Annotated in this window: 23 protein-coding genes; 17 read left to right on the forward strand and 6 right to left on the reverse strand. The window is 34.3% G+C overall.

Going from position 1 to position 26,037, the window contains the following annotated elements; translation table 11 throughout:
* Positions 1 to 37: 37 nt before the first annotated feature.
* From I580_RS02855 to I580_RS02865, 3 genes are all read right to left on the reverse strand, one after another.
* On the reverse strand, positions 38 to 889 hold the full coding sequence (locus I580_RS02855; RefSeq protein ID WP_010772817.1) for a MurR/RpiR family transcriptional regulator: 852 nt from the start codon (positions 887 to 889) through the stop codon (positions 38 to 40).
* A 274-nt stretch (positions 890 to 1,163) separates the two neighbouring features.
* Positions 1,164 to 2,003 carry a Cof-type HAD-IIB family hydrolase gene (locus tag I580_RS02860; protein WP_010772816.1) on the reverse strand — a complete coding sequence of 280 codons (840 nt, stop codon included), beginning with the start codon at positions 2,001 to 2,003 and terminating at the stop codon, positions 1,164 to 1,166.
* A 27-nt stretch (positions 2,004 to 2,030) separates the two neighbouring features.
* Positions 2,031 to 2,414: a VOC family protein gene (locus I580_RS02865; RefSeq protein WP_010772815.1), complete on the reverse strand. Its 384-nt coding sequence runs from the start codon at positions 2,412 to 2,414 to the stop codon at positions 2,031 to 2,033.
* 468 nt (positions 2,415 to 2,882) lie between these two features.
* Here I580_RS02865 and I580_RS02870 point away from each other — a divergent pair, with 468 nt between their 5' ends.
* From I580_RS02870 to I580_RS02940, 15 genes are all read left to right on the forward strand, one after another.
* Positions 2,883 to 4,379, forward strand: coding sequence for an Lsa family ABC-F type ribosomal protection protein (locus I580_RS02870; RefSeq protein WP_010772814.1), 1,497 nt, complete (start codon positions 2,883 to 2,885; stop codon positions 4,377 to 4,379).
* Between the two features lie 525 nt (positions 4,380 to 4,904).
* Positions 4,905 to 5,606, forward strand: a complete 702-nt coding sequence (locus tag I580_RS02875) for a DUF969 domain-containing protein (protein ID WP_010772813.1) — start codon at positions 4,905 to 4,907, stop codon at positions 5,604 to 5,606.
* Positions 5,603 to 6,547 carry a DUF979 domain-containing protein gene (locus I580_RS02880; RefSeq protein WP_010772812.1) on the forward strand — a complete coding sequence of 315 codons (945 nt, stop codon included), beginning with the start codon at positions 5,603 to 5,605 and terminating at the stop codon, positions 6,545 to 6,547. The genes I580_RS02875 and I580_RS02880 overlap by 4 nt, the downstream gene beginning before the upstream one ends.
* A 132-nt stretch (positions 6,548 to 6,679) precedes the next feature.
* Positions 6,680 to 7,324 carry a pyroglutamyl-peptidase I gene (gene pcp, locus I580_RS02885; RefSeq protein ID WP_010772811.1) on the forward strand — a complete coding sequence of 215 codons (645 nt, stop codon included), beginning with the start codon at positions 6,680 to 6,682 and terminating at the stop codon, positions 7,322 to 7,324.
* A 290-nt stretch (positions 7,325 to 7,614) separates the two neighbouring features.
* Positions 7,615 to 8,787 carry a hypothetical protein gene (locus I580_RS02890; protein ID WP_010772810.1) on the forward strand — a complete coding sequence of 391 codons (1,173 nt, stop codon included), beginning with the start codon at positions 7,615 to 7,617 and terminating at the stop codon, positions 8,785 to 8,787.
* Positions 8,784 to 9,401 (forward strand): MptD family putative ECF transporter S component, encoded by a 618-nt coding sequence (locus tag I580_RS02895; RefSeq protein WP_010772809.1) that lies wholly within the window; start codon positions 8,784 to 8,786, stop codon positions 9,399 to 9,401. The genes I580_RS02890 and I580_RS02895 overlap by 4 nt, the downstream gene beginning before the upstream one ends.
* Entirely contained in the window at positions 9,376 to 10,071 is a 696-nt protein-coding gene (locus I580_RS02900; RefSeq protein WP_010772808.1) for an energy-coupling factor transporter transmembrane component T, read from the forward strand. The genes I580_RS02895 and I580_RS02900 overlap by 26 nt, the downstream gene beginning before the upstream one ends.
* Positions 10,071 to 11,501: an ABC transporter ATP-binding protein gene (locus I580_RS02905; protein ID WP_010772807.1), complete on the forward strand. Its 1,431-nt coding sequence runs from the start codon at positions 10,071 to 10,073 to the stop codon at positions 11,499 to 11,501. Before I580_RS02900 ends, I580_RS02905 begins: the two co-directional genes overlap by 1 nt.
* A gap of 2 nt (positions 11,502 to 11,503) precedes the next feature.
* Complete coding sequence (locus tag I580_RS02910; RefSeq protein WP_010772806.1) at positions 11,504 to 11,839, forward strand: antibiotic biosynthesis monooxygenase; 336 nt, start codon at positions 11,504 to 11,506, stop codon at positions 11,837 to 11,839.
* 249 nt (positions 11,840 to 12,088) lie between these two features.
* Positions 12,089 to 14,716, forward strand: coding sequence for a glycoside hydrolase family 38 N-terminal domain-containing protein (locus I580_RS02915; RefSeq protein WP_010772805.1), 2,628 nt, complete (start codon positions 12,089 to 12,091; stop codon positions 14,714 to 14,716).
* 21 nt (positions 14,717 to 14,737) lie between these two features.
* Positions 14,738 to 16,060, forward strand: coding sequence for a PTS sugar transporter subunit IIC (locus I580_RS02920; RefSeq protein ID WP_010772804.1), 1,323 nt, complete (start codon positions 14,738 to 14,740; stop codon positions 16,058 to 16,060).
* Between the two features lie 89 nt (positions 16,061 to 16,149).
* Positions 16,150 to 16,947, forward strand: coding sequence for a MurR/RpiR family transcriptional regulator (locus I580_RS02925; RefSeq protein WP_010772803.1), 798 nt, complete (start codon positions 16,150 to 16,152; stop codon positions 16,945 to 16,947).
* 13 nt (positions 16,948 to 16,960) lie between these two features.
* Positions 16,961 to 18,247, forward strand: coding sequence for a glycoside hydrolase family 125 protein (locus I580_RS02930; protein ID WP_010772802.1), 1,287 nt, complete (start codon positions 16,961 to 16,963; stop codon positions 18,245 to 18,247).
* A 225-nt stretch (positions 18,248 to 18,472) separates the two neighbouring features.
* The gene (locus tag I580_RS02935; RefSeq protein WP_010772801.1) at positions 18,473 to 18,835 is read left to right on the forward strand and encodes a hypothetical protein; all 363 of its coding nucleotides are present in this window, start codon (positions 18,473 to 18,475) and stop codon (positions 18,833 to 18,835) included.
* Positions 18,836 to 18,991: 156 nt separating this feature from the next.
* Entirely contained in the window at positions 18,992 to 19,750 is a 759-nt protein-coding gene (locus I580_RS02940) for a class I SAM-dependent methyltransferase (protein WP_010772800.1), read from the forward strand.
* Between the two features lie 174 nt (positions 19,751 to 19,924).
* On the opposite strand, the gene I580_RS02945 is transcribed toward I580_RS02940, so the two are convergent.
* The 3 genes from I580_RS02945 to I580_RS02955 form a co-directional block, all read right to left on the reverse strand.
* Entirely contained in the window at positions 19,925 to 20,359 is a 435-nt protein-coding gene (locus I580_RS02945) for a universal stress protein (RefSeq protein WP_010772799.1), read from the reverse strand.
* A 130-nt stretch (positions 20,360 to 20,489) separates the two neighbouring features.
* The gene (locus tag I580_RS02950; RefSeq protein WP_248632328.1) at positions 20,490 to 21,836 is read right to left on the reverse strand and encodes a murein hydrolase activator EnvC family protein; all 1,347 of its coding nucleotides are present in this window, start codon (positions 21,834 to 21,836) and stop codon (positions 20,490 to 20,492) included.
* A gap of 201 nt (positions 21,837 to 22,037) precedes the next feature.
* Positions 22,038 to 22,856, reverse strand: a complete 819-nt coding sequence (locus I580_RS02955) for a helix-turn-helix domain-containing protein (RefSeq protein WP_010772797.1) — start codon at positions 22,854 to 22,856, stop codon at positions 22,038 to 22,040.
* A 361-nt stretch (positions 22,857 to 23,217) separates the two neighbouring features.
* Here I580_RS02955 and I580_RS02960 point away from each other — a divergent pair, with 361 nt between their 5' ends.
* Together I580_RS02960 and I580_RS02965 are read left to right on the forward strand one after the other, a co-directional pair.
* Positions 23,218 to 23,781, forward strand: a complete 564-nt coding sequence (locus I580_RS02960; RefSeq protein WP_010772796.1) for a hypothetical protein — start codon at positions 23,218 to 23,220, stop codon at positions 23,779 to 23,781.
* A gap of 210 nt (positions 23,782 to 23,991) precedes the next feature.
* The gene (locus tag I580_RS02965) at positions 23,992 to 25,989 is read left to right on the forward strand and encodes a heavy metal translocating P-type ATPase (protein ID WP_245558670.1); all 1,998 of its coding nucleotides are present in this window, start codon (positions 23,992 to 23,994) and stop codon (positions 25,987 to 25,989) included.
* Positions 25,990 to 26,037 lie beyond the last annotated feature (48 nt).

Below are 26,037 nucleotides of genomic sequence, written 5' to 3' on the forward strand. Positions count from 1 at the left end.
GCCTTTTTGTTGATTTTAGAAAAGAAACACAGAAAAATTAGCGTAAATCAGGATTCATTTTTTGATAGTGTTCTAATTTATACGCTAAATTTTTTTCATAATCATGATTAAAAAAAGCAAGGTACAAACAATCGAAGAGGTACATCAAAGACATTCGTGTTGAAAAAGAAGAAATTTTATTGTAATGGTTTTCCATTGAAGCAAAAAGTAAAGTACTATCGACTTCTTCAGTTAAAAGAGGACTATTTTTTGACGTAATCAATAAAATTTTACTATTATTTTTCTTTAGAATCTTCAATATTTTTTTTGCACTCGATCCTCGACCTTCGTAAGAGACTACAATTGCTAGATGATCAGGTGTACTGTTGGCTGCTGATAAATTTTGCATATAATCGTCGATCGGGACATTGATTCTTTTACCGATTTCTTGCATTTGAAATTGAAAGTTCTGAGCAAAATAGATATTAGCCGATGAAGCATAAACATCGACAAAGCTAGCTTTATTAAGAAGTGTAATAGTCGCTGCCATCATTTCAACATGGTTTGCATCAATCGTAGACTGAATCGTTTGATCGTAGACTGTTTTGAGTTTTTTAGTCAGTGCATATTGATTATCTTCTGCTGAAATTGGAAAATCAATATCGATGATTTTCTCAGCATTGTCTTCATTCAGGTAGTTTACCAGAGCCAATTTAAGAGCATTCAACCCGTCCAGATCTAATTTATTGATTAGACGATAAATTGTCGATATAGAGACAAAAGAATGTTCCGCTAATTCTTTTGGAGAAAAATAGATCACTTTTTCTGGGAAATCAAGAATATAGTCAACGAGTGCTTTTTCACTTGTGGTCAGTTTGTCTAAGTTTTTTAATTTAAGGATTAAATTCATCACATAAAACACCTTTCAGTTAGGCTTGCATACATGTATTATAACTGATTATTGTTCATATGTGGAAATAGGATGGAACAGAAGTGGTTTAATTTCGAGAAAAAAATTCGCGAAAATTGCCAAGTGTCGTAATCAACGTATAAGTGAATGGCAATGAGGAGTTCCTCAATGTTTGTCCAAGTAGGTACTGTTCTATATATACTTGCAATTTACTGTGTTTCATAGCAATTTCAGCTTATCATTGAAGGCATTTTTTTGCACCAATCGCTGAGCCTTATAGTAATTCTTCTAAAACTTTAGCAATACCATCTTCATTGTTTGATAAAGTAATTTTGTCGGCAGCATTTTTTAACTCATCTACAGCATTTCCCATAGCTACACCCAAACCAGCATACTTGATCAAAGACATATCATTGTGCCCATCACCAAATGAAATAATATGTTCTTCATGGATGCCAAGAGGTTTCAGCGTTTGTTCTAAAGCGTTGGCTTTGTCAATGCCCCGGTCTGTAAATTCAAAATACATTGGTGCAGAAAACATTCCGCTAACGCTTTGTCTAAAAGGTGCAAGAATCTTTTGCCAATTATCTTGTAAATAGTTAGGTTGAGCTGCAACCAGAATTTTATGCAATGGGAAATCTACAAACTTTGCTAAATCAACTTTTTCACAGAGTTGAAAGTTGCCACCGCGTGATTCATATTCAATAATGTTGAATAATCCTTCCGGGAAACCTAAATCTAGCATACCATCAAAGACATTATTGACATACATATAGTCATCTTTGGCGATCATTGGTTTTACATCGAACTGTTTAAGATGTTCCAAGATATTTTTGCTATTTTCAACAGAGAGTGGTTGACTGAATAATTCTTTTTGAGTGCTAACATCAAGCACATGAGCGCCGTTATATGAAACAATCATACCGCTATATTTAGCCATTTCTAATTCGTCAACATATTTCAGCATACCTGGCGTTGGTCTACCTGAAGCGAGAATAACTTTGATGCCTTTTTTTTGAGCAGTAATCAACACTTTTTTTGTTTGATCTGTTAGCTTTTTTTCATCATTCAAAAGTGTTCCATCAATATCTAACACAATAGCTTTTACGTCCATGTTTTTTTCCTCCAACTTTTCTTTGTTCTAAACGGTTAATTCTATTCGATTTCCTTCTGGATCTGCAATAACAGATTCATAGTAGCCATCACCAGTTGTACGAACGGGGCTTAGTAATTCATAACCTTCCATGATTAAAATGTTGGTGAGGTTATCAACGTTTTCTTTGCTGCCTAAGGAAAACGCTAAATGTGCAAAGCCAAGAAGCACTTTACTAGTTTCACGCTGAATGACATCTTCACGTCGCATGATCTCAAGCCTTGTGCTATCAGCAAACGTTAAAAAGTAAGAACGGAAACTGGTTTTAGGATTGTGATAAAGTTCAGAAGAGGTTGCATTAAAATACGTTTCGTAAAATATACGCATATTTTCTAAGTCTGTTACCCATAACCCGATATGTTCAATCTTCATCTCAAAATCTCCTTTTCTATAAAATACAATGATAATGTGATTGATTAATTATAGTATAAAGGAACTTTAAGCATAAAAGATTACTATCAGAAAAATTGAAAGTTTTTTTTCAAAAATCATTGCTGTTAATCGTAAAATGTGGGAATTTATGTTCAATAAAGGAGAAGGATGAAAATAAACATTCTTAGGATTTCAAGAAAGGATGATTGACAAAACTAAAATACGTATGCTATAGTAAATGCAACTAAATCGAAGTGAGGGATCCGTGCGTTGAAAAATTAAGTCAATTTGTTGAAGCTGCATTCAGACTGTAACTTGATAAGTCATCAAGGGAGCAGTGTGCAGATTTTCAGAATTGGCATTGATTTTTTCTGCGTATGGGTCTTTTTGTGTACACCAAAACGCACAGCCAGTTCTGAGAAGAACTTAAGGAATTATTCCTTCCGCTTTTCTTAACGAGGTGATAGTATGTCGAAAATTGAAATAAAAAATCTTACATTTGGGTATGATACTCAAGAGACTTTATTATTTGATCAGGCCAATTTGAATTTTGATACACAATGGAAATTAGGATTAATTGGCAGAAATGGTCGTGGCAAAACAACATTGCTTAAGCTATTACAGGATCAGCTAGCGTATACTGGTCAGATCTTGCATCAATTAGACTTTTTATATTTCCCACAACCCATCAAAGATAAAAAGCAACTAACGTTTTATGTGTTACAAGAAATCAGTGATTTTGAACAATGGGAAATTGAGAGAGAGCTAAATCTTCTCCAAGTTGATCCTGAGATTTTATGGCGGGATTTTGAGACACTGTCTGGAGGAGAGCAGACAAAAGTCCTCTTGGCGTTGTTATTTATTGATGATCATTTTTTTCCGTTGATTGATGAACCTACCAATCATTTGGATATTGTCGGACGTAAACATGTTGCAGAATATTTAAAAAAGAAACGCCAAGGATTTATCGTGGTGAGCCATGATCGTTCCTTCGTTGATGAAGTTGTGGATCATGTATTATCAATTGAAAAAAGTCAATTAGAGCTTTACCAAGGTAACTTTTCTATTTACGAAGAGCAAAAGAAAATCAAAGATGAGTTTGAACGAGCACAAAACGAAAAGCTAAAAAAAGAAGTTAGTCGTTTGAAAAAAACTGCAGCAGAAAAAGCTGAATGGTCGCGATCTAAAGAACAAGATAAATATGGCAAAGCTTCTGAAAAAGGGAGTGGTGCAATCTATGATACAGGGTTCATTGGAGCAAGAGCAGCTCGCACTATGAAGCGAGCAAAAACGATCGAGCATCGAATGGATGCACAATTGTCAGAAAAAGAGAATCTTTTAAAAGATATCGAATATATCGATCCTTTGACGATGAACTACCAACCTGGGCATTACAAAAGATTACTGACTGTAGAAAATTTAAGCTTAAGTTACCAGGACCAGAGATTGTTTCAAAGACTCTCTTTTGAGTTGAATCAAGGGCAACGAATCGCATTAACAGGACCGAATGGCTCAGGAAAATCATCAATCATTCGATTTTTACTTGATCAATTTGAAGGTGACCATCAGGGGCAATTATTAAAGCCTAAAAGTCTAAAAATTAGTTATGTTCGCCAAAATTACGAAGATAATCATGGAACCTTGCTAGATTTTTCTGAACAGCAAGGACTTAACCATCAAGAATTTCTCAATAATTTACATAAACTGGGAATGGAAAGAGATGTTTTCCATAATCGGATTGAGCAAATGAGTATGGGGCAGCGTAAAAAAGTTGAATTAGCTAAATCATTGGCTCAACCAGCGGAGCTTTATATTTGGGATGAACCTTTAAATTATCTGGATGTATTTAATCAAGAGCAACTAGAAAAGCTGATTTTATCAGTAAAACCAGCTATGCTTTTGGTGGAGCACGATCAAGCTTTCTTGGAAAAAACAGCTACTCAAGTGATAACATTAAAAAAATAAGGAATAAACCATTTGTAGAGAAAACAAGGGATTAGAAAGTAGCGTTGATGAGTCAAAAGAAAGAACATTTTCAAAATAGCTACCGTTACTATTAATTATTGCAAAAGAAAATGGTGCTACATTTAGCATTGGATCGAATTTCCAGGGACAGCTTATGTCATCCTACCAATCACAAACGATTGAAAAAAATAGAAAAATACATGAATAAAAATAAGAACTAAATAAAAAGTACAGATGATTATTTTCTTAAGATATCAGTCTGTACTTTTTTATTATGAGTTATGTTTGTGATGAGAGGATAAAAAATTTGGAACTAGAGAAGGAGAACGGAACTGAAATTTGTTGACAGTTATAAGTAGCAAAAAACTTTCTCATACATACAGTTTAAAGTAAATAAAAAATCAGATATACGATGTTATAAAGAGGGTTTATCGTAAAAATTAAAAATAAAACAAATTTTGTGTATAATGAAGAGGTCATTATTTTAGATGATTGATGAAATAAAATTGGAAAGAAGGGAATGCAATGGAAAACATTCTTAGTTTATTAGGTGTTCTGATTGTGATTGTCGGGTTTGCTATGAAATTAGACTCGATTTTGATCGTCATGATTGCCTTAGTGGTCACCGCTTTAGTGGGGGGTATTGGTTTAGAAGGGATGCTCGATATTTTAGGGACAAGTTTTGTCAGTAATAGAGGAATGGCCATTTTTATTATTATTATGCTAGCGACAGGGACTTTAGAAAGAAATGGTTTAAAAGAATCAGCGGCTTCTCTGATTCGTCGCTTTAAAAAAGTTTCAGCAGGCTTGATCATTGATATTTACGGTATTTTTAGAATGATTTTTGCAGCATTTAATGTTAGTTTTGGTGGGGTAGCTGGATTTGTTCGCCCAATTATTTTACCGATGTCGATCGGAGCTGTAGAATCGCAAAATTTAGAATTAAATAAAGAATATGAAGAAGAACTCAAAGGGATGGCTTCAGCGATGGAAAATATTTGTTGGTTTTTCGGACAAGTATTGTTTATTGGCGGCGCAGGTGGTCTTTTGGTTCAATCTACTTTAAAAGAGTTGGGGTATGAAGTAAGTTTAGTGGAATTAGCAGCCGTTGAAATTCCTGTGGCTCTTGTCGCTTTGGTTACTGCTAGTATTTATTTTTACACCAAAGATCGTCGATTGATGAAAAAATATTACGGTGATATCGAGAAGAAAGGAGACAGCGCATGAGTTATTTTATGAATCCAGATATTTTACTAGGCGAAAAATTATTAGAAGTTTTATATATATTGATGGGCTTGATTTTGATTTATACTGGTATTAAAAATTTTCTAGACAAAAGTAATCCTCACCGCTATGGAACTGGTTATTTCTGGTGTACATTGGGGTTAGTCATTGCTGGTGGACGTTTTATTCCCTCATTGATTAATGGAATCTTGATTTTTTCAATGACTATTCCAGCTATCTTGAAAAAAGTAAGTAAAGGGAAAAGTAAATTGCCTTCAAAAGAATATATGCAACAAATGTCAGATAAATTAGGGATGAAGATCTTTATTCCAGCTTTAAGTATTGGTGTTTTTGCAATTATCTTTGCCTTATTTACCAAATTAGGGGCATTAGTTGGCGTAGGTGTAGGTGTTTTAGTAGCCATTTTAATTTTGATGCTCTATTCTAAAAATAATAAACCCACAACATTTTTAGATGATGCTGCAGATATGCTTGGGACGGTTGGTCCCTTGAGTATGCTTCCAATGCTTTTGGCTTCATTAGGTGCTGTATTCACTAGTGCAGGAGTTGGTACAGTGATTTCTTCTGCAGTTGGAAAGGTTGTACCGCAAGGAAACGTAGCCGTTGGAATCATTATCTATGCTTTTGGGATGATGCTATTTACGATTATTATGGGGAACGCTTTTGCAGCGATTACTGTGATGACAGTTGGGATCGGTGCACCATTTGTATTTGCTTATGGAGCAAATCCTGCTTTGATCGGTATGTTAGCTCTGACTTGCGGATATTGTGGAACATTATTAACGCCGATGGCAGCCAACTTCAATGTCGTTCCAGTTGCTATGTTAGAAATGAAAGATAAATATGGTGTAATCAAAAATCAATGGTTTATTGCCATTTTTATGTTCGTATTCCAAGTGATTTATATGATTTTATTTAAATAATCATATAGTTCAACTATGAGTGGGATAGACTTCAGGAAAAAGGGTAGCTCTGTCTGTGACAAAAAACGTCCCGAGCCAATTTTCCTACGAGCCTAAACAATCTTACTTACTATATTTAGGAGGGAATAGATAATGAAAGTTTTAATTACAGGTTTTGATCCATTTGGTGGGGATTCAGTGAATCCAGCATATGAAGCCGTAAAATTGATTCCAAATGAAGTTGCAGGAGCACAAATTATTAAGTTAGAAATACCAACTGTATTTGAAGAAAGCGCAAGGGTTTTAGAAGCGTCAATGAAGGAACATCAGCCAAATGTCGTTATTTGTGTTGGACAAGCAGGTGGACGTAGTGCAGTTTCTTTTGAACGAGTGGCAATCAACTTAGCCGAAGCAAGAATTCCAGATAATAAAGGAAATCAGCCTATCGGAACAAAATTGGAAGAGGATGGGGAAACAGCGTATTTTACCTCATTACCAATCAAAGCAATGATGAAAAATGTTCAGGATCATGGGCTACCTGCATACATCTCTTATACAGCAGGAACATTTGTCTGCAATGATATCATGTACCGCTTATTGTACATGATCGATAAAGAATTCACAGATGTGAAGGGTGGCTTTATCCATGTACCTTTTGAACCAACTCAAGTAATTGATCGTCCAGTTGGAACACCATCAATGCCGATCCAAACAATCGCTGATTCACTGATTTATGCAGTGGAAGCGGCTGTGACAACAGAAGTTGATATTGAGGAGAATACAGGTACCACACATTAGAATAAAGCTTAATAAAATAAAGAGGAATTCACAAAAAGTTGAAGAATACCCAGTAGGTATCCACTAGCATCAGTTTGCAAACGCATTGTGATGCTTGCCATTTTCGTGAATTCCTTCTTATTGTAGTTGCACAGTACCTACACGGGTTCTTGTTGGATGGCCGTTTCTGTCTCAGCTGCTTTTTATTCGTTATTAAAAGAAATCAGATTTAAAAATGATATTTCACTGATAATGATTCTCATTATCATTTTCTTGTGATATACTGAATCAATAAGGAAAGGAGTGATTCAGTGAACGAATTAAACATAAATGGCTTTTCAATAAAGTATGATACTGAAGAAACAGAACAATGTTCATTAAAACTTTCGGATGTCTTATATATTGAAAATAAAGAGTTCCCTCGTTATCTTATTGGTGAAACAACCATGACATTTTTTGATTTCTACCAAGCTGATTGTCCAGAACTTCAAGAATCGGACTATCGATTATCAGAAAAATTTCAACAAATTATTGAAAGATTTCCTCATACAAATCAGCAAAAAATCATGGTAAACGAGAGTGGCAGTTACAGTATCAAAAAAGTCCCAGTTTATATTACAATGGAAGATTTTATTATGGCTGAAGCTAATTCAAAAATATATCCACAGTTCAGTAAAAAAAAGACGCTGATTCAATCCTTGACACCTATAAATGACGATGAGATAGCATCAATTGCTAGTTATAAAAGAAAACGGTTATTTTTAGATGGTACATATAGTTCTAGGATCTTACTTAAAAGTGGTCAGGAAAAAAAGGTTCAACCGATTCAAGAGAAGTTAGAGTATGTAAACGAGATGTATTATTTTGCACATTATAGTTATGCAGCTATGATTCAATTTTTACCGGAATATGAGATTACAACTTATGATCAATTTCATGAATCATATGGGAAATTTGTGTACAGTTTTACTATTACGAAAAACGGTCAAACAATTCCGTTGCTTTGGCCAGATTATTTGTATCATAAACCAGAAAACCATTTAGAGTTTGGTCTGCTTGCCAACACGACGGAATCTAGATATCAGTTGTTCAATCAATGGGAAAAGGATGAGCTCGTAACAGTCGAGATTTTGGCTGAAGGCTTTGAAGATGTTCAATTTGAAACATACTTGAAACAGCAAATGTGTGTTCCACCTAAACTATCAAAATCAGTATATAGTCTAGGTGAGACTATCTGTTTATCGATTGATCGAGGTGTAGTAAAAGAGTTATCAGAAGAAAAAGCGATAGTTGAACTATTTAAAACAAAGAAGACTTCTGTAAATGGCTATTCATTAGACTACCAGCTGAAAGAAGAGCAATTATTACTTCCAAGTGCACAGTTTGAAAGGCCAGGCCGTTATCAACTGAAAATTAAAAGTGACAGATACGGTCAGCTATTATTTTTAATTACTATTAAACAAGAAGGGTCAGTACAAGAATGAAAAAATTAAAAATTCAAGACTTTATTTCTATTGGCATTTATACAGCAATTTATTTTTTAGTTGTAACAATTGCTATGCTTATTTTACGTTTTACGATTCCAGCATTTAATTCTGTTCTTATACCTAGTGCTACAGCACTTTTTGCTGGTATTGTCTATTTATTAGTCATCCAGCGTATTCCACGTTTTGGAGCAATCACGATCATGGGGAGTGTAATGGGCTTATTCTTTCTAGTATCTGGACATTTTCCGTTATCATTTTTACCGAATATGTTATGTGCGGTTCTCGCTGATTGGATTCAATATCATACAAAGCTATCTGAAAAAATTCGGACGATGGTTAGTTATACTGTGTTTAGTTTTGGTTTAATGGGACCAGTATTACCATTATGGTTTATGAAAAATGCCTATATTGATTCGTTAGTAGCCCGTGGTAAAGACGCGGTTTATATTGATAAAGTTTTTGCGCCAATTACGATCACGACTTTTTATGTTTGTGTTGCTGCAGTGATTATTTGTAGTATATTAGGGATAATCATTGGACAAAAGATTTATGAGAAACATTTTGATAAGGCTAAAGGAAAACAATATGGAAAAAATATACGTAACGTTTGATCCTAGAAGTAAATTATGTACGATTCTGTTTGCCAGTTTTTTGTTGATGTTTCCGTTACCATTTAAAGCAGAAGCATTGTTTGTAACGTTATTATATAGTTTATTTATTTTAAATGGCAGTTTAAGAAAAGGGACGATTTTTTATGGTATTTTTTGGTTACTTGTTTTAGGAGACTATTTGTTATTTCCTTATATTGATAATGGATTGGCTGCTTTTTTCGATTTTTTATTTGTAGGGAATCGCCGGATGCTACCAACAATCATGGCTGCAACTTTTGCAATGAACCGGACGAAAATTAGTGAATGGATCGCAGCGTTAAAAAAATGTCATGTTCCTTTTGGATTGATTATTCCACTGACGGTTTTGTTTCGATTTTTTCCTACGCTTTTTCAAGATTTTAAAAGTATTCGTAATGCGATGAAATTTCGTGGAATCGCAGTATCTACGGTTGATTTATTTCTCCATCCATTTCAAACGATGGAATATATTATTGTTCCAATATTAATGTCAGCTGAAAATACATCATTAGATCTCTCTTCAGCAGCGCTTGTTCGAGGGTTAGCAAATCCCAAAGCGCATACCAGTGTCTATGAGATTCGTCTAAAGTTTCAGGATTATCTATTGATTAGTATTTTGATTCTAAGTGGTATTGTTGGGAGGGGGATTTAATGATCGATTTACATGATGTGACGTTTGCTTATGAAGATCAGGAGACAATCATCCAACATATAGATTTAAATGTTAAAGCTGGCGAGTTTATTGTTTTATGTGGAAAAAGCGGTTGTGGTAAATCTACTTTATTAAGAATTTTAAACGGGTTGATTCCAGAATTGTATACAGGAGAATTATCGGGAACAGGTTCCATCTTAGAACAAGAATTAGTAACAAAAGACTTTAATGAATACGTTCGCGATATTGGTGTTGTATTTCAAAATCCTAAGACGCAATTTTTTACCAGTGATGTCTATTCTGAATTAGCTTTTGCAATGGAAAATTATGGAGTACCAAGAGGGGAAATGCTTAGCCGAATTGAGGAAATAACAAGCTTGTTTTCTTTGGAACCTTTTTTAGAGCGTAGCATGTTTCATTTATCTGGGGGACAAAAACAATTGATAGCATTTGCTTCTGCAAGTATGTTGAAACATCGTTTATTTTTATTAGATGAACCTTCAAGTAATTTAGATGAAGCCACGATCGAACAATTAAAAGCATATTTACGAGTACTGAAAAATCAAGGAATGACGATTATTGTTTCTGAACATCGTTTATATTATTTGACGGATCTAGCAGATCGCTATTTGGTTATGGAAAAAGGCGAGATCACCGAAAACTATACGAGTCAAGAAATGAAAGCTAAATCCCTTACAGAGATTCAAGCGTTAGGCTTACGATCACTTAACCAAACACGAGTTATGAAATCAGATGAAAAGGCTAAAGGTAAGGATAAATTGGTGCTATCGTGTGATGGATTAGCGTTTCATTATCGCAAACAACCATCCGTATTGAAAATTCCTTCATTAACATTGACTAGCGCTGCAATTACTGGAATTATAGGTCCTAATGGAGCAGGTAAATCAACATTTTCAAAACTTGTATCTGGATTGATTAAGCCAAAAGACGGGGTTATTACGCTAAACAATCGAGTAATGCGCCCTAAAGAGTTGATCGAAGAAAGCTTTGTTGTGATGCAAGATGTCAATTTACAATTATTTTTTGAGACAGTTGAAAAAGAAATTAGCTTAAATGCAAAAAATAGCGCTGAATTTGACAAAACAATCGAGATGTTGAATTTAGCTCCCCTGTTAATGCGCCACCCCCAAACGTTATCGGGCGGTGAAAAGCAGCGTGTTGTAATTGCGAGTGCTTTGTTATCAGGGAAAAAAATTATTATTTTTGATGAGCCAACTAGTGGCTTAGATTTAGAGCATATGAAAGAAGTTAGTGACACTATTCGCTGGTTGCACCAAGAAAATATTTTAGTTTTAGTGATCACGCATGATAAGGAATTTCTCAGTCAAACTTGTGAGCGAGTTTTGCATTTTGAACAAGGAAAAATTATTGAGGATTATTTTATTGAAACAACTACAAAGGAGGAATAAAAATGTATATTGTAACCAATACGATCCAAACGGAAACAGCTCATTCTCAAAAAATCATTCAACAGTTTACAGCAGGCCATACTAAGGAAAGTATGGAGGCTGTGGAAGGATTCTTGGATTTTCAATTAATGCAGCGTATCGTACCCGAGAATCCTGACATAACGGAGTTGGTCGTTTTAAGTCGTTGGATGTCAAAAGAACATCAAAAAAATTGGGTAAATAGTCAATCTTTTAAAAAAATGCATCAGAGAAAGGGAACGGACGTAGAAGTACCTGAAAAGAAAAAACGCTCAGGTATTATTTCAAGTACGATCGCTGAATATGAGGTGTTAACCTAAGTGGATGTTAAAGGAAGAACAAGGAGTCTATGAAAATAGTTTCTTGCTAATTATGGAAAGTAGAAATTAAAAAAGCTGAGTATAAAAGTGTAAAACTTTTTATACTCAGCTTTTTTATGTCTCTTAATGGTAATATTTTCATTATAAAGATAAAAAATAGAAAACACTTGAAAATATTACCGAAATCGTTTTCTTTTAATATGATCCAGCGTATATTAAAGAAGAACAACGATGGAAGGAGAAGATGTAATGAAGAAGATACATGTTGTTGCGCATACCCATTGGGATCGTGAGTGGTACTTTAGTGATAACGAAGCATTTATCCAGTTTTCTTATCATATGGACGAGGTGATTTATGCATTAGAAAATAAAGAACTTGATTACTATTATTTAGACGGGCAATTAAGTATTATCGATGATTATCTAAAAGTTTATCCAGAAAAAGAAACAAAAATCAAAGAATTAGTAGAAGCAAATAAATTATTTATAGGTCCTTGGTATACGCAAATGGATGAATTTGTGGTAGCTGGTGAATCAGTTGTGAAGAATTTGCAAATTGGAATCGGTATGTCAAAACGATTAGGTGGTCATACCTCCTTAGGCTATCTACCAGATTCATTTGGTCAAAGTAAAGATATGCCAAAAATTTACAACGGTTTTGGTATTCAAGATGCGGTATTTTGGCGGGGAATGCCGAATGAAGTCACAAAAAGTCGAGAGTTCTATTGGAGCGCTGAAGATGGTTCAAAAGTTTTGACCATCAATATTCGCAATGGCTACTATGCTGGTGTTGCTCTTGTTGAAGGGGAACTCTATCAGAAAAAAGCTATGTTGGATATTGTGTCTGAAGATAGCGCGACTGATATTGTAACATTACCAGTTGGAGGGGACCAGCGAGCAGTTGATCGCGATTTGAAAAAAATTATTCAAGAAGTTAACGACCAATTTGATACTGAATATAAAATTGAAGAAAGCAATTATCCACATATTTTTAATTTATTGAGAGAAAAAAATGCTGAGTTGCCAACTGTTCAAGGTGAATTTATGAGTGGGAGTGTGTCAAAAATCCATCGCTCAATTTATTCATCAAGATATGACCTAAAAAAATTTAATGATACAATCGAAAATCGATTGATTTTCCAATTAGAACCTTTGATGGTAATGGCTGATGATTTAGGGATATCGTTTAAACGAGAATTATTGGATTATATTTGGAAACTATTATTGAAAAATCACGCACATGACAGTATTGGCGGATGTAATACCGATAAAACGAATGAGATGATTTTAGCGAGATATAAAGAAGCTGATCAGTTATCCTATTCCACAATCGATTACCTAGTAAGAAAAATTTCGGAATCAATTGAAGGTATTCAGAAAAATAATTTAGTGTTATTTAATACATTACCATATAGAAGAAATGATCCATATATTGTAGAAGTTAGTACCAAACAAAAGAATATCAAATTGTTTGACGAACAACAGAATGAATTGACCATACAAATTCTATCAACGGAAAAGGTATATGGAGGTGAAGTTAGAAGATCGGAACGTGAGTATGATGAAGCCAAATACTACTATATTCATAAGATAAGTTTTGTCAAAGAGACACCACCGCTGTCTTATGTGATCGTTGCTCTGGAAGAATACAGCGATTCAAGTGAATCTAGTGAAAACTCTAATCTTGAACAAACAATAATTGAAAACTCTGATTATAAAATTATTTTTTCAAAAGGACACTTTTCTGTTGTTGTAAAAGAACAGGGAACAACTTACGAAAACTGTTTGTTCATTGAAGAGTCAGGTGATGAAGGGGATACTTATGATTATTCACCTGCTTATCATGACCAAATTCACCAGTTATTATTTGATGCGTCAGATGTTCAAGTTCAAAGAGGAGCATACGTTTCAAGTATGACTTTGCAAGGCAGTTGGCATGTGCCTAAAGATTTACAAGAGCGAAAAGCGCAAGAAAAGAATGCGGTAATTGAATATGTGTTTACGCTGTCATTAAACCAAGAGTCTAAACGAATCGATATGAAATTAAAGATCAATAATCAAGCATTAGATCATCGCATGCGATTAGTTGTAAGAACACCAGTTGAAAGCCAAGTCAGCTATGCAGATACATTATTTGGAATTGTTGAAAGAGACAATCAAGATCCTCATATTCATGATTGGAGAATAGTAGGTTGGAAAGAAGAACCAACTGAAATTTATCCAATGATGCATTACTCAAACATACATGACTCAGCTACTAGCTGGACCGTAATGAGTAAAGGAATCAAAGAGTATCAAGTGATTGAAAATAATATGTATATTACACTCTTTAGAGGAGTAGGATTTTTAGGTAGACCCGAATTACTTAGAAGACCAGGAGATGCTTCAGGCAATCAATATCGATATATTCCAACCCCAGATAGTCAATTACTAGGTGATTTAGAGATGGAGCTCTCCTTAGTGATCACAGATACTTTTGATCCAGTAATGATTCAAAAAGAATATCAAACCTATTCAGTAGCAAGTCCATACTATCAAGTTCAAACGCTGAATCGATTTACAAATCCAATTCAATATTTCCAAAGCAATAAAGTAGACAAATTGAAGAGTCTAAAAGAATTCATAGATTTGGATAACTCAAATTTAGTTTTTAGTGCTTTAGAATTAAGTCAGGACAAACGGTGGGTGAATCTTCGTTTATACAATCCATCCTTAATCCATACGGTTAAAAATGAAAAAATTATTCTACCAACTGAGCATACTGTCCGATTTGTCGATTTAAAGGGAGATACGCTGAAAGGTCTAGGGAAAACGCAAGAAATTTTAATAGGTGAATGTAAGCCAGGAGAAATCAAAACAATTTCAATAGAACGATAATACAGGAAGGTCGAGTTAAACATGAAACTAACTATCGAAAAAATTCAGGACCCACTATTAAAAATTGCAAATAAAGTGGATAACAATAGTGTTTTACAAGCGATTAAAAATGCTTTTATTAGCAGTATCCCATTTACAGTAGTGGGATCATTTTCCAATTTGATCAAAATGCAGATTGATGCCTTTTTTGGAGAAACAGAGATTGGAAAAACGGTATCAGCAATCTTTGGGAATGTTTATCTAGGAACTTTGGGGATTGTAGCCTTATTGATCGTATTTTCTACGGCTTATAACTATGCCAAAGAGTTGATGAAAAAACATCCTGAAGCAAATATCAATCCATTACTAGCAACTTTACTAGCTTTTGCTGCTTATTTTGTGATGGTGCCTAATAATGTGAACTTTTCAGACAAGTCTGCTGCTATTATTCAAGGATATGCAAACAATTTCTTTAGTTATGAAGGAATGTTTACGGCATTGATTGTTGGGTTATTGGCTGTATTCTTATATTCAATTTTAGCCAAGCACAAAATTGCGATCAAACTACCTGGAAATGTCCCGCCCAATGTATTTGATTCATTCTTTGCGTTGATTCCAATTTCAATCGTTTTGTTAGTTTGTTCTATAATGAAAGTCGTGATTGAAGCGTTCGATTTCAATTCCTTTATGGATATGGTTAGTCAATTATTTGTTCAACCATTAACGTCTGTTGGTACTGGGTTGCCTGCTATTATTGTCGTTATTCTATTAGAACAAATCCTATGGTTTTTAGGATTACATGGATTCAATATTGTTTGGGGAGTTGTTTCAGCATTATGGTTACCTATTTTCTTAGAAAACGTTGCGAAATTTGCAGAAACGAAAAGCTTTGCTGATATTTCAGTTGCCCCCAATACAATGACAAATGTGTATGCAATGATTGGTGGTTCAGGTGCGACATTCGGTCTGATTTTAGCAATCTTGATATTTACACCTAAAACTTATAGTGGACGTGAAGTAGCTAAACTATCATTTATTCCTGGATTATTCGGAATTAATGAACCAATTATCTTTGGTTTTCCAATTGTACTAAATCCTTTGATGTTTATCCCGTTTGTATTTGTACCCGTATTCAATGCGATTGTGGCATACATTGTAACTAAAATCGGTTGGGTCGTTCCATTAGTAGTTTTAAATTCTGGAAATGAACCGATATTTATCAGTACTTGGATTTTAGGTGCGTTTCATTTGAGTCCAGTGATTTTAACTGCTGTTTTAGTTGTTTTAGACATCTTTATTTACGCACCATTTGTACGCATGAATATGAAATTTGATGAGAGCCAATTATTAAATACCCAAGATTAGTAAAGGCTTTTAGAGGACAAGAGACTAACTGGGCTAAACAATAGTTCAGTCTCTTGTTTTCTTTGCTATAAAGAAAGGAGTTATCAAAAATGGAAAGTTATATTGAATTAATCATTCAGGCAAATCAAAAGAAGTTTACTGATGTTGAACGTATAATTGCACAGTATTTTCTTGATGGTAATACAGAGCTAGGCATTCAAGAGTTAGCTAAAAAACTTAGTGTATCTAATTCATCGATCACCCGTTTTTGTAAAAAAATTGGCTTAGCTAATTATAAAGAACTGATCTATTTATATAAGTACTCTAGTAAAGGAACAAAGAAACAAAGCGATTCGAGTATTAGCTACGTAAATTTGAATTATTCATTGTTACTCAATGATATTATTGAAAAATTGGATAAAGAGGAAGTAAAAAAAGCTGCCCTGATGATCGATAGTGGCCGCATCATTCATTATTGGGGAACGGGTTATAATGCATTTTGCGGCGAAGATTTTCAGTTTAAGTTTTCTAGACTTGGCAAAATCGTCAACGTAATCACAGATGAGCACTCAATTGTGATGATGGCCCATGGTGTCCAACAAGGAGATCTTGTCGTTATCTCTTCAATTTCTGGTGATAATGAAGCAGTGGAGAAAGCAATAAAAATCGTTTCTGAAAAAAATGCTAAAGTCATCGTGATCACTGCAAATGAGAAAAGTCCGTATAAAGAATTTGCTAAAGCTTTTTGTTTAACAAGTTCCATGGGGAAAAAAGATATGGGCGGTATATCACCTCAAATTCCTGTGCTGACGGTCATCGACATCTTATATACAGAAATTTTAGCGATGTATCATGAAGATACGATAAAATCTTGGATCAAGTCAGAAGTCATCTTAAAAGGAAAGTAAAAGAGGGATCATTGTGAGTATAAATTATTCAAAGTCAGTAATCGAAAAAATAAAAAAAGCTGTAGCTGAACAATCTGATAATCCGAGATGGAGCGAAGTTTTTTCAAATTGTTTTGATAATACGCTAGAAACAACAGTAAAAACAACAGTTAATGATACATTTGTAATCACAGGAGATATTCCAGCAATGTGGTTACGTGACTCATCAGCTCAAATCAAACCATATTTAGCTGTCGCAAATGATGACGAAAACATTCAGCAGATGATTCGTGGTTTAGTTGATCGCCAAATAAAATATATCTTGATTGATCCTTATGCAAATGCCTTCAATGAAACTGAAAATGGTCATTGCTACCATCAAGATATCACAGAGATGAATGGATGGATATGGGAGCGTAAGTATGAAGTGGATTCTTTATGTTATCCAATTGAATTAGCTTATTTATTATGGAAAGAAACGGGCGAAACGAAGCACTTCACACGAGAGTTCAAGCAAGCAGCTGCAACGATTATTCATCTCTTTAAAACGGAACAGCACCATGAAAATTCCCCCTATCGTTTTGAACGTTTTGGTGAACGACCAGAAGATACGCTATCGAATAACGGTTTAGGGGAACCTTGTGGTTATACTGGGATGACTTGGTCAGGTTTTCGCCCAAGTGATGATAGTTGTACATATAACTATTTAATTCCAGCAAATATGTTTGCGGTTGTTATATTAGGATATTTATCGGAAATTTCTAATCAAATTTATGATGATGAGCTGATGGCAGAAAAAGCAGATAAACTGAAACAAGAAATTCATCATGGGATAACAAAGTGGGGAATCGTTGAACATCAGGGACAAAAAGTTTATGCTTATGAGGTAGATGGACTAGGAAATTATCTCTTAATGGATGATGCTAATGTACCTAGTTTATTAGCGGCTCCATATTTGGGTTATTGCTCGATCAATGATGCGATTTATCAAAATACACGGACATTGATTTTGTCTGATACAAATCCGTATTATTACGCAGGAACAAAATTAAAAGGAATTGGAAGTGAGCATACGCCAAAAGAGTTTGTATGGCCAATCGCACTGTGCATCCAAGGCTTAACAACAAATAGCCAGTTGGAAAAAGCTCAGTTATTAGATATATTAGTTCAAACTGATGCTGGCACAAATCACATGCATGAGGGCGTTAACGTAGATGATCCTCAAAAGTATACACGTGAATGGTTTTCATGGGCGAATATGATGTTTTGTGCGTTTCTTTTAGATTACTTAAAAATAGGTCAATTGGAGAGAAGCAAATGAAAAAAAGTGTCGGATCATTTTTTATGGACCGTGGCACCATCAACTTCGTAATCAGAAGGACTCAGCTCTTTAAATAGAAAACCTTTTGAAAGAAAAGGGGGATTTTGCTTCAACACTTAATGGGTTGAGTTAAGGCAAAAAGCTGGAATATAGCTGCCTATCGTCTTTTTTTGATGGTATAATAGATAAAAGAAAATACTGTATTAAGTGAAAGAAGTGATACAAATGAACAACCGTGAGCAACAAAGAAAATTTTCTGAACGAACGACTATTAGCAATAGCACATTTGATGTAATGAATACGACTCAAAGTCGTTATTCAAATGGTCAAGGGGAAAATGCTTTGCCTGTAGATAAAGAACAACTAAGAACTTCTAACTATTATGTTTCAACAGGACTTATTTATTTTACTGGTGTTATAGTCGCAATTATTTTGTTTATTTTTGTTGTTCCTTTATGTGAGTTTATAGTTACCCCGGCATTTTACAATGGTCCAGAATTTCTGTTATGCGCAATACTCTTTTGTGTGGTCATGGGGTATGTATGGATATATATTGGGGCAAAAGTTTTAAAAAAAGGTAGGAGATGATTATTATGAGGCTAAAGGTGATACTTCGAAGTAACAACTCGATACAGTTATAGTGCTGATGGAATCTGTATCGAGTAAATCTATTTCTATCAGATAATGCATAACTGTATCTACCTTACCAAACACCAATCATCAAAATGTAAGGGAGCGTTCGTTATGAAAACGATGGAGTTAAAAAAATATTGGCAGACGATTGAAAATGTAGAATTTAATGGCTGGAATTTTTCATATATGGAAAGTCGTTGGAAACAAGAAAATCTACCTTGGAGTTATTGTGATCTTGTTAGTGATTACTTGTCGAGTGACATGGATTTATTAGACATGGGGACAGGGGGAGGAGAACTATTATTGACGTTTGCCCATCCTTATGAAAAAACCTCTGTTACCGAGGGCTGGCAGCCAAATTATCAATTGTTAAAAAATGTGCTACAGCCACAAGGTGTGACAGTAACTTTCGTCGACGAAACCGATCACTTGAACTTTTTAAATAATTCATTTGATATCGTATTGAATCGTCATGAATCTTACGATCCAAAAGAAGTTGCTAGAGTATTGAAACCAGGAGGAATATTTATTACGCAGCAAGTTGGTGATAAAAATGGAAAGATACTTTCAGCAAAATTAGAAACAACTCTTCAAGATAAATCGCAAGAATGGTCGATAAAAACAGCAAAAGAAGCCTTAGCAAAAAGTCGGTTTGATATCCTATATGCGGATGAATATTTTCCATATCAAGACTTTTTTGATATGGAAGGATTGATTTATTACGTTAAACAAATTCCATGGGAGTACCCAGAGTTTTCAGTGGAGACGCATTTTCAGCAATTGCTTAATGTACGAAATGAACAAATAAACAAAGGTTACTTTCGTAATCAACAACATCGATTTGTGTTAGTTGGAAAGTTAAGGGATTAGTAAAAAATAACCCTCAAAAATTGTATTTTTCATGTACAACTTTTGAGGGCATAATAGAAGTGTAACGTAATAGTGGTTTTTGTTGCCACTGTTCATTCGGATTCACCATGTCTGGGATGTGGCTCGTAGAGTTATGTCCCAGACATGGCTGTTTTTTTAATGTAAATCCTTTGATTATTTCACAACAAGTACATTACAAGGTGCGTATTGTACGACATAGCTAGTAGTTGTACCTAATTGATTAGATTGGATCATCCCTTTACCAGTGGCACCAACAATAATCAAATCAATAGCCTGATTTGCTGGAACTATTTTGGAAATCATTTCTTTTGGGTTTCCAATCTCAACAAGAGGTATAACATCGTTTAAACCTTGTTCAGTAGCATAATAAATATTTTTTAATAGTTCCTTTTCGATTGCTTCTTTTTCTTCAGCAAGTACTTTTGAATATGCATAAGAACTATGACTGATTGCATTTTCATCAACGACGGACAATAAATAGAGGGTAGCATTTTTCTCTTTTGCAATTGCAACACCATGCTGTAAAGCTAACTCAGCATTTTTCGAACCATCGACAGCAACTAGAATGTTTGAATAGTTATTGATCATGGTAATCAGCACCTTTCTTTCTCTACTTTTATTATAGCATGTTCAGCAGTTCAGGGTAAATGAAATGAAGGAAGTAAAAAACGATAAGAAAACAGAATGAATCTGATTTTCTTATCGTTAATAGAATAATTTATAGTCCGAGGAAAGGGGCTGGATTGACAAATCCGCTCCATAATCCAGTTGAAATGCTAAAGTGTAAGTGGACTCCAGTCGAATTACCAGTAGTACCCATTCCACCTAACATTTGTCCTGCACTCACACTTTGGCCAGCTGTAACGCTTAAGCTACTCATGTGTAAATAGTAGGAATAATAACCATTATCATGTTTAATCACAACGTGATTTCCGGCCATACCACTATAATTTGCGCTAACAACTTCTCCAGCTCGCGCAGCCATGATCGGTGTACCGCTAGCACCACCAAAATCGATACCATCATGAAATGATCCAGAGATGCCAGTTGGATCTTCACGACCACCAAATCCACTAGTGATCGTCATGCTTGCTACAGGAGCAGACCAACCGCCAGATGAGGTTGGTGGAGCGGGAGTCTGATTGTTAGCAGGAACGTCATTTTGAGTATTTTCAGTATTTGTATTAGGGACGGTGTCTACTTGTTTTGTTTCTTTTGGCTGTGTTTGGGCATCGGCAGTTTGCTTTGCTTGGTCTTTCGCTAGTTTTTCAGCTGCAGCTTTTGCTTCGGCCTCTTTTTTCTTTTCTGCAGCAATTGCTTTTAATTGTGCTTCTTTCAGTTTTGCTGCTTCTTCTTTTTGTTTTACAAACTTGTCTTTTTCAGCCTTTTCAGTAGCAAGACTTGCAGCAATTTCGTTGATTTTTATATTTTGTTCAAGTTTAGCTTCGGCAAGAGCTGCTTCTTTTTCTTCTAGCTCTTCGGTTTTTTTCTCAAGCGTTTTTAAAGTTGCAGTCAAATTGACTTTTAAAATATCAAGCTCTTTTTTATCCTCTTTTTGAGCAGTTAAAATATCATTATTTGCAGTAACTAATGTATTAACAGCTAATGCTTTTGAAATAGCATCAGAGATTGAATCGGCGCTTAACAAAACAGCTAGCATAGATTCTTGTTCATGATTTGTTTGGGTAACTCTTGCTTGAGCTTGTAATTGTTCATTTCTTTTTTCGATTTTAACTTCTAGGTTAGTGATATCCGTATTTAGTTTGTTCATTTCCTTCTCATGTTTCTGTTTTTCAGAAAGAACGGTTTGATACTCGGTTTCAATTGTAGTGATTTCAGATTCTAACGTTGCTAAGTAGTCTTTAGCATCCTTTTCATTTTTAACGATATCTTCTATTTTCTTTGTTTGAGACTCTATTTTTTGATCGATATCATCAGCTAATACGCTTATTGGCGCAGCGTTCACTAATAAAATAAATGAAAGTGTAATCAGTAATTTTCTCTTCAAGTGATGTTCCTCGCTTTTATTCATCATTTTAAACGGATGACGTTCAAGAAAAGTCACCGTTTTTCTTCTTTAACAATACAAGAAAAAGTATACCATAGTCTGAGAAGAATAATCATGTTTAATGAGTAAGATTAATCTAAAATGGTGAAATTTAAAATCTGGCAATAAAGGTATCATCTAATTGTAATATATGAAACTTACTATTAATAAGAAACTACAGTTGTAACAGAGAAAAAAGATAGCTCCAAAGAATAAGTGTCATTTTTCATTGTACGTCGAGTAAAATTCATCTAAAACTTGAATCAGATTATTTTTTGTCTGTGAGTATTTTTTCTTCACAGATTTTTTAGCTAAAGGTGTTCCTTTGATACGTTGTTTAAAGAGATCGTCATAATGTATTATCTTAGCTGTAGTTTTATTTCGATAAGATATATCGTTTGTTAAAATTTCTGATATCATCGTAAAAAGCTCTGGAATCATTCTAAAATTATCGTTTGATTCAGTACGTTTCAACAAATCAAATACTAAAAATAATACAGACGCATTTATTTCCTTTTGATCAGAATCATGCAACAATTCTTCGATCATTGGCAAAAAGCCAGTTCTATAACGATTATTTTGTTCAATACTGTATCTCGTTAAATCTTCAGAAATCAAAGTAGAATGATGTCCAGAAAGCTCGAACTGATAGCTTTTTTCAAAATGGTTTGGAAACATTTCGATTGCAGTAGTCAATATTTCTAGGTCTTGAGTGTATGAGATTTTTCGCTTTGCTAGTGCTAGTGATAATTGCTCGAGTTGGTTTTGACTAAGTTCCTTTTCTAAATTTGCTTCGCTTAACAATTGTTTTACATAGTTGTCAAAATCTCCATAGCGAATCCAATCAGCAGTTTTGTTCCCAAGGATAGCTATTTTTTCCAGTCGTTCTTGTTTTGGTAAGTTATTGCCTTTTTCCCAATTATTAACAGTGCTGGCGCTAGAGTTTCCAACGAGATTAGCAAACAGAGCCATTGAATAGTTATGCTGTTTTCTTATTTCTTCGATTCTTTTCCCAGCTGCTTTTAAATCTATTTCCAAAATCATACCTCCTAGTTATAAAAAAAGTAGCGAGTTTGCATCGTTTCATTATTGTTTTATCTTATCTGAAAAGTTGGGTCAGATGAGTTGTCTCAAAATCTTTCTTCTACTATATCATTTTTTTTATCACGGGTGTACCGTTTTTTTTTCAATTTGTTCTTGCGGCATTTGATTTTAAGTGATATTATTTATTTACCGAATATTGTTCAATATCTATTTCTTTAAGTTATGTTATGCTACCTTTTAAACTTTTTAATGTGATATACGGATTCTATTTCTACTAAATTCTTATTAGGATTTGAAATTTAATTTAAAAAATAATTACCGAAATGTATTCATTTTTAGAGGAGAGGAAGATTAGATGAAAAAAATAATTAAAATTGAAGAACAAAAAAATGATCTCTTACATCAATTTTTAGCAAGGTTAAACAATGAAATTCCATACCAAGAAAACAAACTAAAAATGGAAGAACATTGTGTTATTCAATATAAGTTATTAGTAAATATGTCATTTAGTGCCAATATTTTATATAAAGGGCTAGATTACGCAAATAAAGTGTACAATCATGTGGTCAAAATAGAATATAGTCGGCTTTGTAAAATGATCATAAAACAAGAACTTGATTCAAACGTTACAGAAAAAATACTAAAAAAATTAAAAAAGGCTCAAAATGAAATGATTGTTCAATCTCCAGTAACAACGGAGTCAGGGGGGATCGATATTTTTTATGAATTTACTGGAGGTAATCGAAAGAAATATCGATCAAACCGTAAGGCGATTCAGCAAATGTATTTGGAAATAAAACAAGAGTCCCAAAAAAGCTTCTATAGATACATTAAGGATTCCTGTAAAAGAAAAGGAAAAAGAATCAAAGAAAAGAAAGAGTATACCCTTTGGTTAATCAAAAGTTACACCTGGCATTGAGATCATCCACTTAGTGTTAAGTACGCAAACAAAACTTGTTTTCATGAATGAAGGTACTTTATTTTTACCGAAAGATATGTTGTGCTATCCTTTAAATATAGGGAGTACAACATATATATTTTTTAGTAAATTGGGAAAGAAGGAATTCAAATGAACAATGATGAAGAGAAACATATCAAACATCAAAAGCACGCTTCGGAACATAGTGGAATGGACGCTGAGGGTCAAATGACTGGAATGGATCATTCTATGCATATGGGAAGTTTTAAGCAAAAATTTTGGTTTTCTCTAGTCCTTGCAATTCCAATTATTTTTCTTTCTCCGATGATGGGAGTTGATCTGCCCTTTCAGTTTACATTTCCAGGTTCTGATTGGGTAATTTTGCTCTTAGCTTCAGTTCTGTTTTTCTATGGAGGAGAACCTTTTTTGAATGGTGCTAAAATGGAATTAAAACAAAAAAGTCCTGCTATGATGACTCTGATTGCTATGGGAATTACTGTGTCGTATTTTTATAGTGTATATGCTTTTATTATGAATAAAATGATGCCGCAAAATCATGTGATGGATTTTTTCTGGGAGTTTGCAACGTTGATCGTCATTATGTTGCTAGGACATTGGATTGAAATGAATGCAATATCAAATGCTAGTGATGCATTACAAAAAATGGCTGAATTGTTACCCGATAAAGTGAAACGTCTTAAAAAAAACGGGTTGGAAGAAGAAGTACCGTTACAGCAAGTTCAACAAAATGATCATCTAGTTGTGCGAGCAGGTGATAAAGTACCAGCAGATGGTATAATTATAAAAGGAAGCACTTCTGTAGATGAATCAATGGTTACAGGTGAATCAAAAACAGTCACGAAACAAGAGAAAGATCAGGTGATCGGAGGTTCAGTCAATGGTAGTGGAACGATTGAAATAACTGTAACTGGTACTGGAGAAACTGGGTATCTTTCAAAAGTTATGGATATGGTTAAAAAGGCGCAGACAGAAAAATCAAAACTTGAAACACTTTCTGACCGAGTAGCTAAATGGTTATTCTATATCGCTCTTGGTGCTGGGCTTTTAGCATTTATTATCTGGATGATCGTTGATAGAAATATAAGTATTGCATTTGAACGGATGGTAACAGTTTTTATTATCGCTTGTCCTCATGCTTTAGGTTTGGCTATCCCTTTGGTAATCGCTCGTTCAACTTCGATTGCTGCAAAACATGGTTTATTGTTAAAAAATCGCAATGCATTAGAACAAGCGACGGATGTTCAATATGTCATGCTAGATAAAACTGGAACGTTAACCGAAGGGAAATTCACTGTCACTGGTATTGAAATGATCAGTGCTAATATAACAAAAGAAGAAGCTCTAAAAGTGATTGGCGCCTTAGAAAAAAATGCAAACCATCCTCTAGCAATAGGGATTATGAATTATTTAAAAGAAAAAAAGATTTCACCATACAATGCTGATAATCTCCAAAGTATTTCAGGGATTGGTCTTACTGGTGAGGTCAATAGAAAAAACGTGAAAATTGTAAATGAAAAAGAAGTCGAATATTTAAATCTTTGGTTTGAACCTGCTATAAAAAAACAATATCAAGAACAAGGGAATACATTAAGCTACTTAATCATAGATCAGATATTAGTCGCTATGATTGCGTTGGGAGATGTAATAAAACCAGAAGCTAAACAATTCATAGCAGATCTAAAAGAACAAGGGATCATTCCGGTAATGTTAACAGGCGATAATAATGTTGCTGCAGAATCGGTTGCTCATTATTTAGGTATTGATGATTATCACGGTGAACTATTGCCAGAAGATAAAGAAACTATCATCAAAACGTATATAAATGAAGGGAAAAAAGTGATGATGGTTGGAGATGGAATCAATGATGCACCCAGCCTAGTTAGAGCGACAATTGGTGTGGCAATTGGAGCTGGTACCGATGTTGCTATTGACTCAGCCGATGTAGTTTTAACGGACAGTGATCCTAAAGATATCCTTCGTTTTCTGGATTTAGCAAAACAAACACGACGTAAAATGATTCAAAATCTTTGGTGGGGAGCTGGCTACAACATTGTTGCGATTCCACTTGCAGCAGGTGTTCTAGCGCCGTGGGGCGTTTTGTTGAACCCAGCTCTAGGAGCAATTTTAATGTCACTAAGCACAATAATTGTTGCGGCAAACGCGCTAACACTACGAATCCGAAATTAAAAAATGAAAAGTAATGAATTATGCGTATGTTTCCTATGCATAACTCAT

The organism is Enterococcus caccae ATCC BAA-1240, assembly GCF_000407145.1.
GTDB classification, from domain to species: Bacteria; Bacillota; Bacilli; order Lactobacillales; family Enterococcaceae; genus Enterococcus_L; species Enterococcus_L caccae.

Bases quoted from the DNA above. Each gene is read 5' to 3' on its own strand.
- I580_RS02895 (WP_010772809.1), top strand. From the start codon at position 8,784: ATGAAAAAATTAAAAATTCAAGACTTTATTTCTATTGGCATTTATACA.
- I580_RS02905 (WP_010772807.1), top strand. From the start codon at position 10,071: ATGATCGATTTACATGATGTGACGTTTGCTTATGAAGATCAGGAGACA.
- I580_RS02935 (WP_010772801.1), top strand. From the start codon at position 18,473: ATGAACAACCGTGAGCAACAAAGAAAATTTTCTGAACGAACGACTATT.
- I580_RS02915 (WP_010772805.1), top strand. From the start codon at position 12,089: ATGAAGAAGATACATGTTGTTGCGCATACCCATTGGGATCGTGAGTGG.
- I580_RS02965 (WP_245558670.1), top strand. From the start codon at position 23,992: ATGGACGCTGAGGGTCAAATGACTGGAATGGATCATTCTATGCATATG.
- I580_RS02925 (WP_010772803.1), top strand. From the start codon at position 16,150: ATGGAAAGTTATATTGAATTAATCATTCAGGCAAATCAAAAGAAGTTT.
- I580_RS02870 (WP_010772814.1), top strand. From the start codon at position 2,883: ATGTCGAAAATTGAAATAAAAAATCTTACATTTGGGTATGATACTCAA.
- I580_RS02860 (WP_010772816.1), bottom strand. From the start codon at position 2,003: ATGGACGTAAAAGCTATTGTGTTAGATATTGATGGAACACTTTTGAAT.
- I580_RS02900 (WP_010772808.1), top strand. From the start codon at position 9,376: ATGGAAAAAATATACGTAACGTTTGATCCTAGAAGTAAATTATGTACG.
- I580_RS02855 (WP_010772817.1), bottom strand. From the start codon at position 889: ATGAATTTAATCCTTAAATTAAAAAACTTAGACAAACTGACCACAAGT.
- I580_RS02920 (WP_010772804.1), top strand. From the start codon at position 14,738: ATGAAACTAACTATCGAAAAAATTCAGGACCCACTATTAAAAATTGCA.
- I580_RS02910 (WP_010772806.1), top strand. From the start codon at position 11,504: ATGTATATTGTAACCAATACGATCCAAACGGAAACAGCTCATTCTCAA.
- I580_RS02945 (WP_010772799.1), bottom strand. From the start codon at position 20,359: ATGATCAATAACTATTCAAACATTCTAGTTGCTGTCGATGGTTCGAAA.
- I580_RS02865 (WP_010772815.1), bottom strand. From the start codon at position 2,414: ATGAAGATTGAACATATCGGGTTATGGGTAACAGACTTAGAAAATATG.
- I580_RS02940 (WP_010772800.1), top strand. From the start codon at position 18,992: ATGAAAACGATGGAGTTAAAAAAATATTGGCAGACGATTGAAAATGTA.
- pcp (WP_010772811.1), top strand. From the start codon at position 6,680: ATGAAAGTTTTAATTACAGGTTTTGATCCATTTGGTGGGGATTCAGTG.
- I580_RS02875 (WP_010772813.1), top strand. From the start codon at position 4,905: ATGGAAAACATTCTTAGTTTATTAGGTGTTCTGATTGTGATTGTCGGG.
- I580_RS02880 (WP_010772812.1), top strand. From the start codon at position 5,603: ATGAGTTATTTTATGAATCCAGATATTTTACTAGGCGAAAAATTATTA.
- I580_RS02960 (WP_010772796.1), top strand. From the start codon at position 23,218: ATGAAAAAAATAATTAAAATTGAAGAACAAAAAAATGATCTCTTACAT.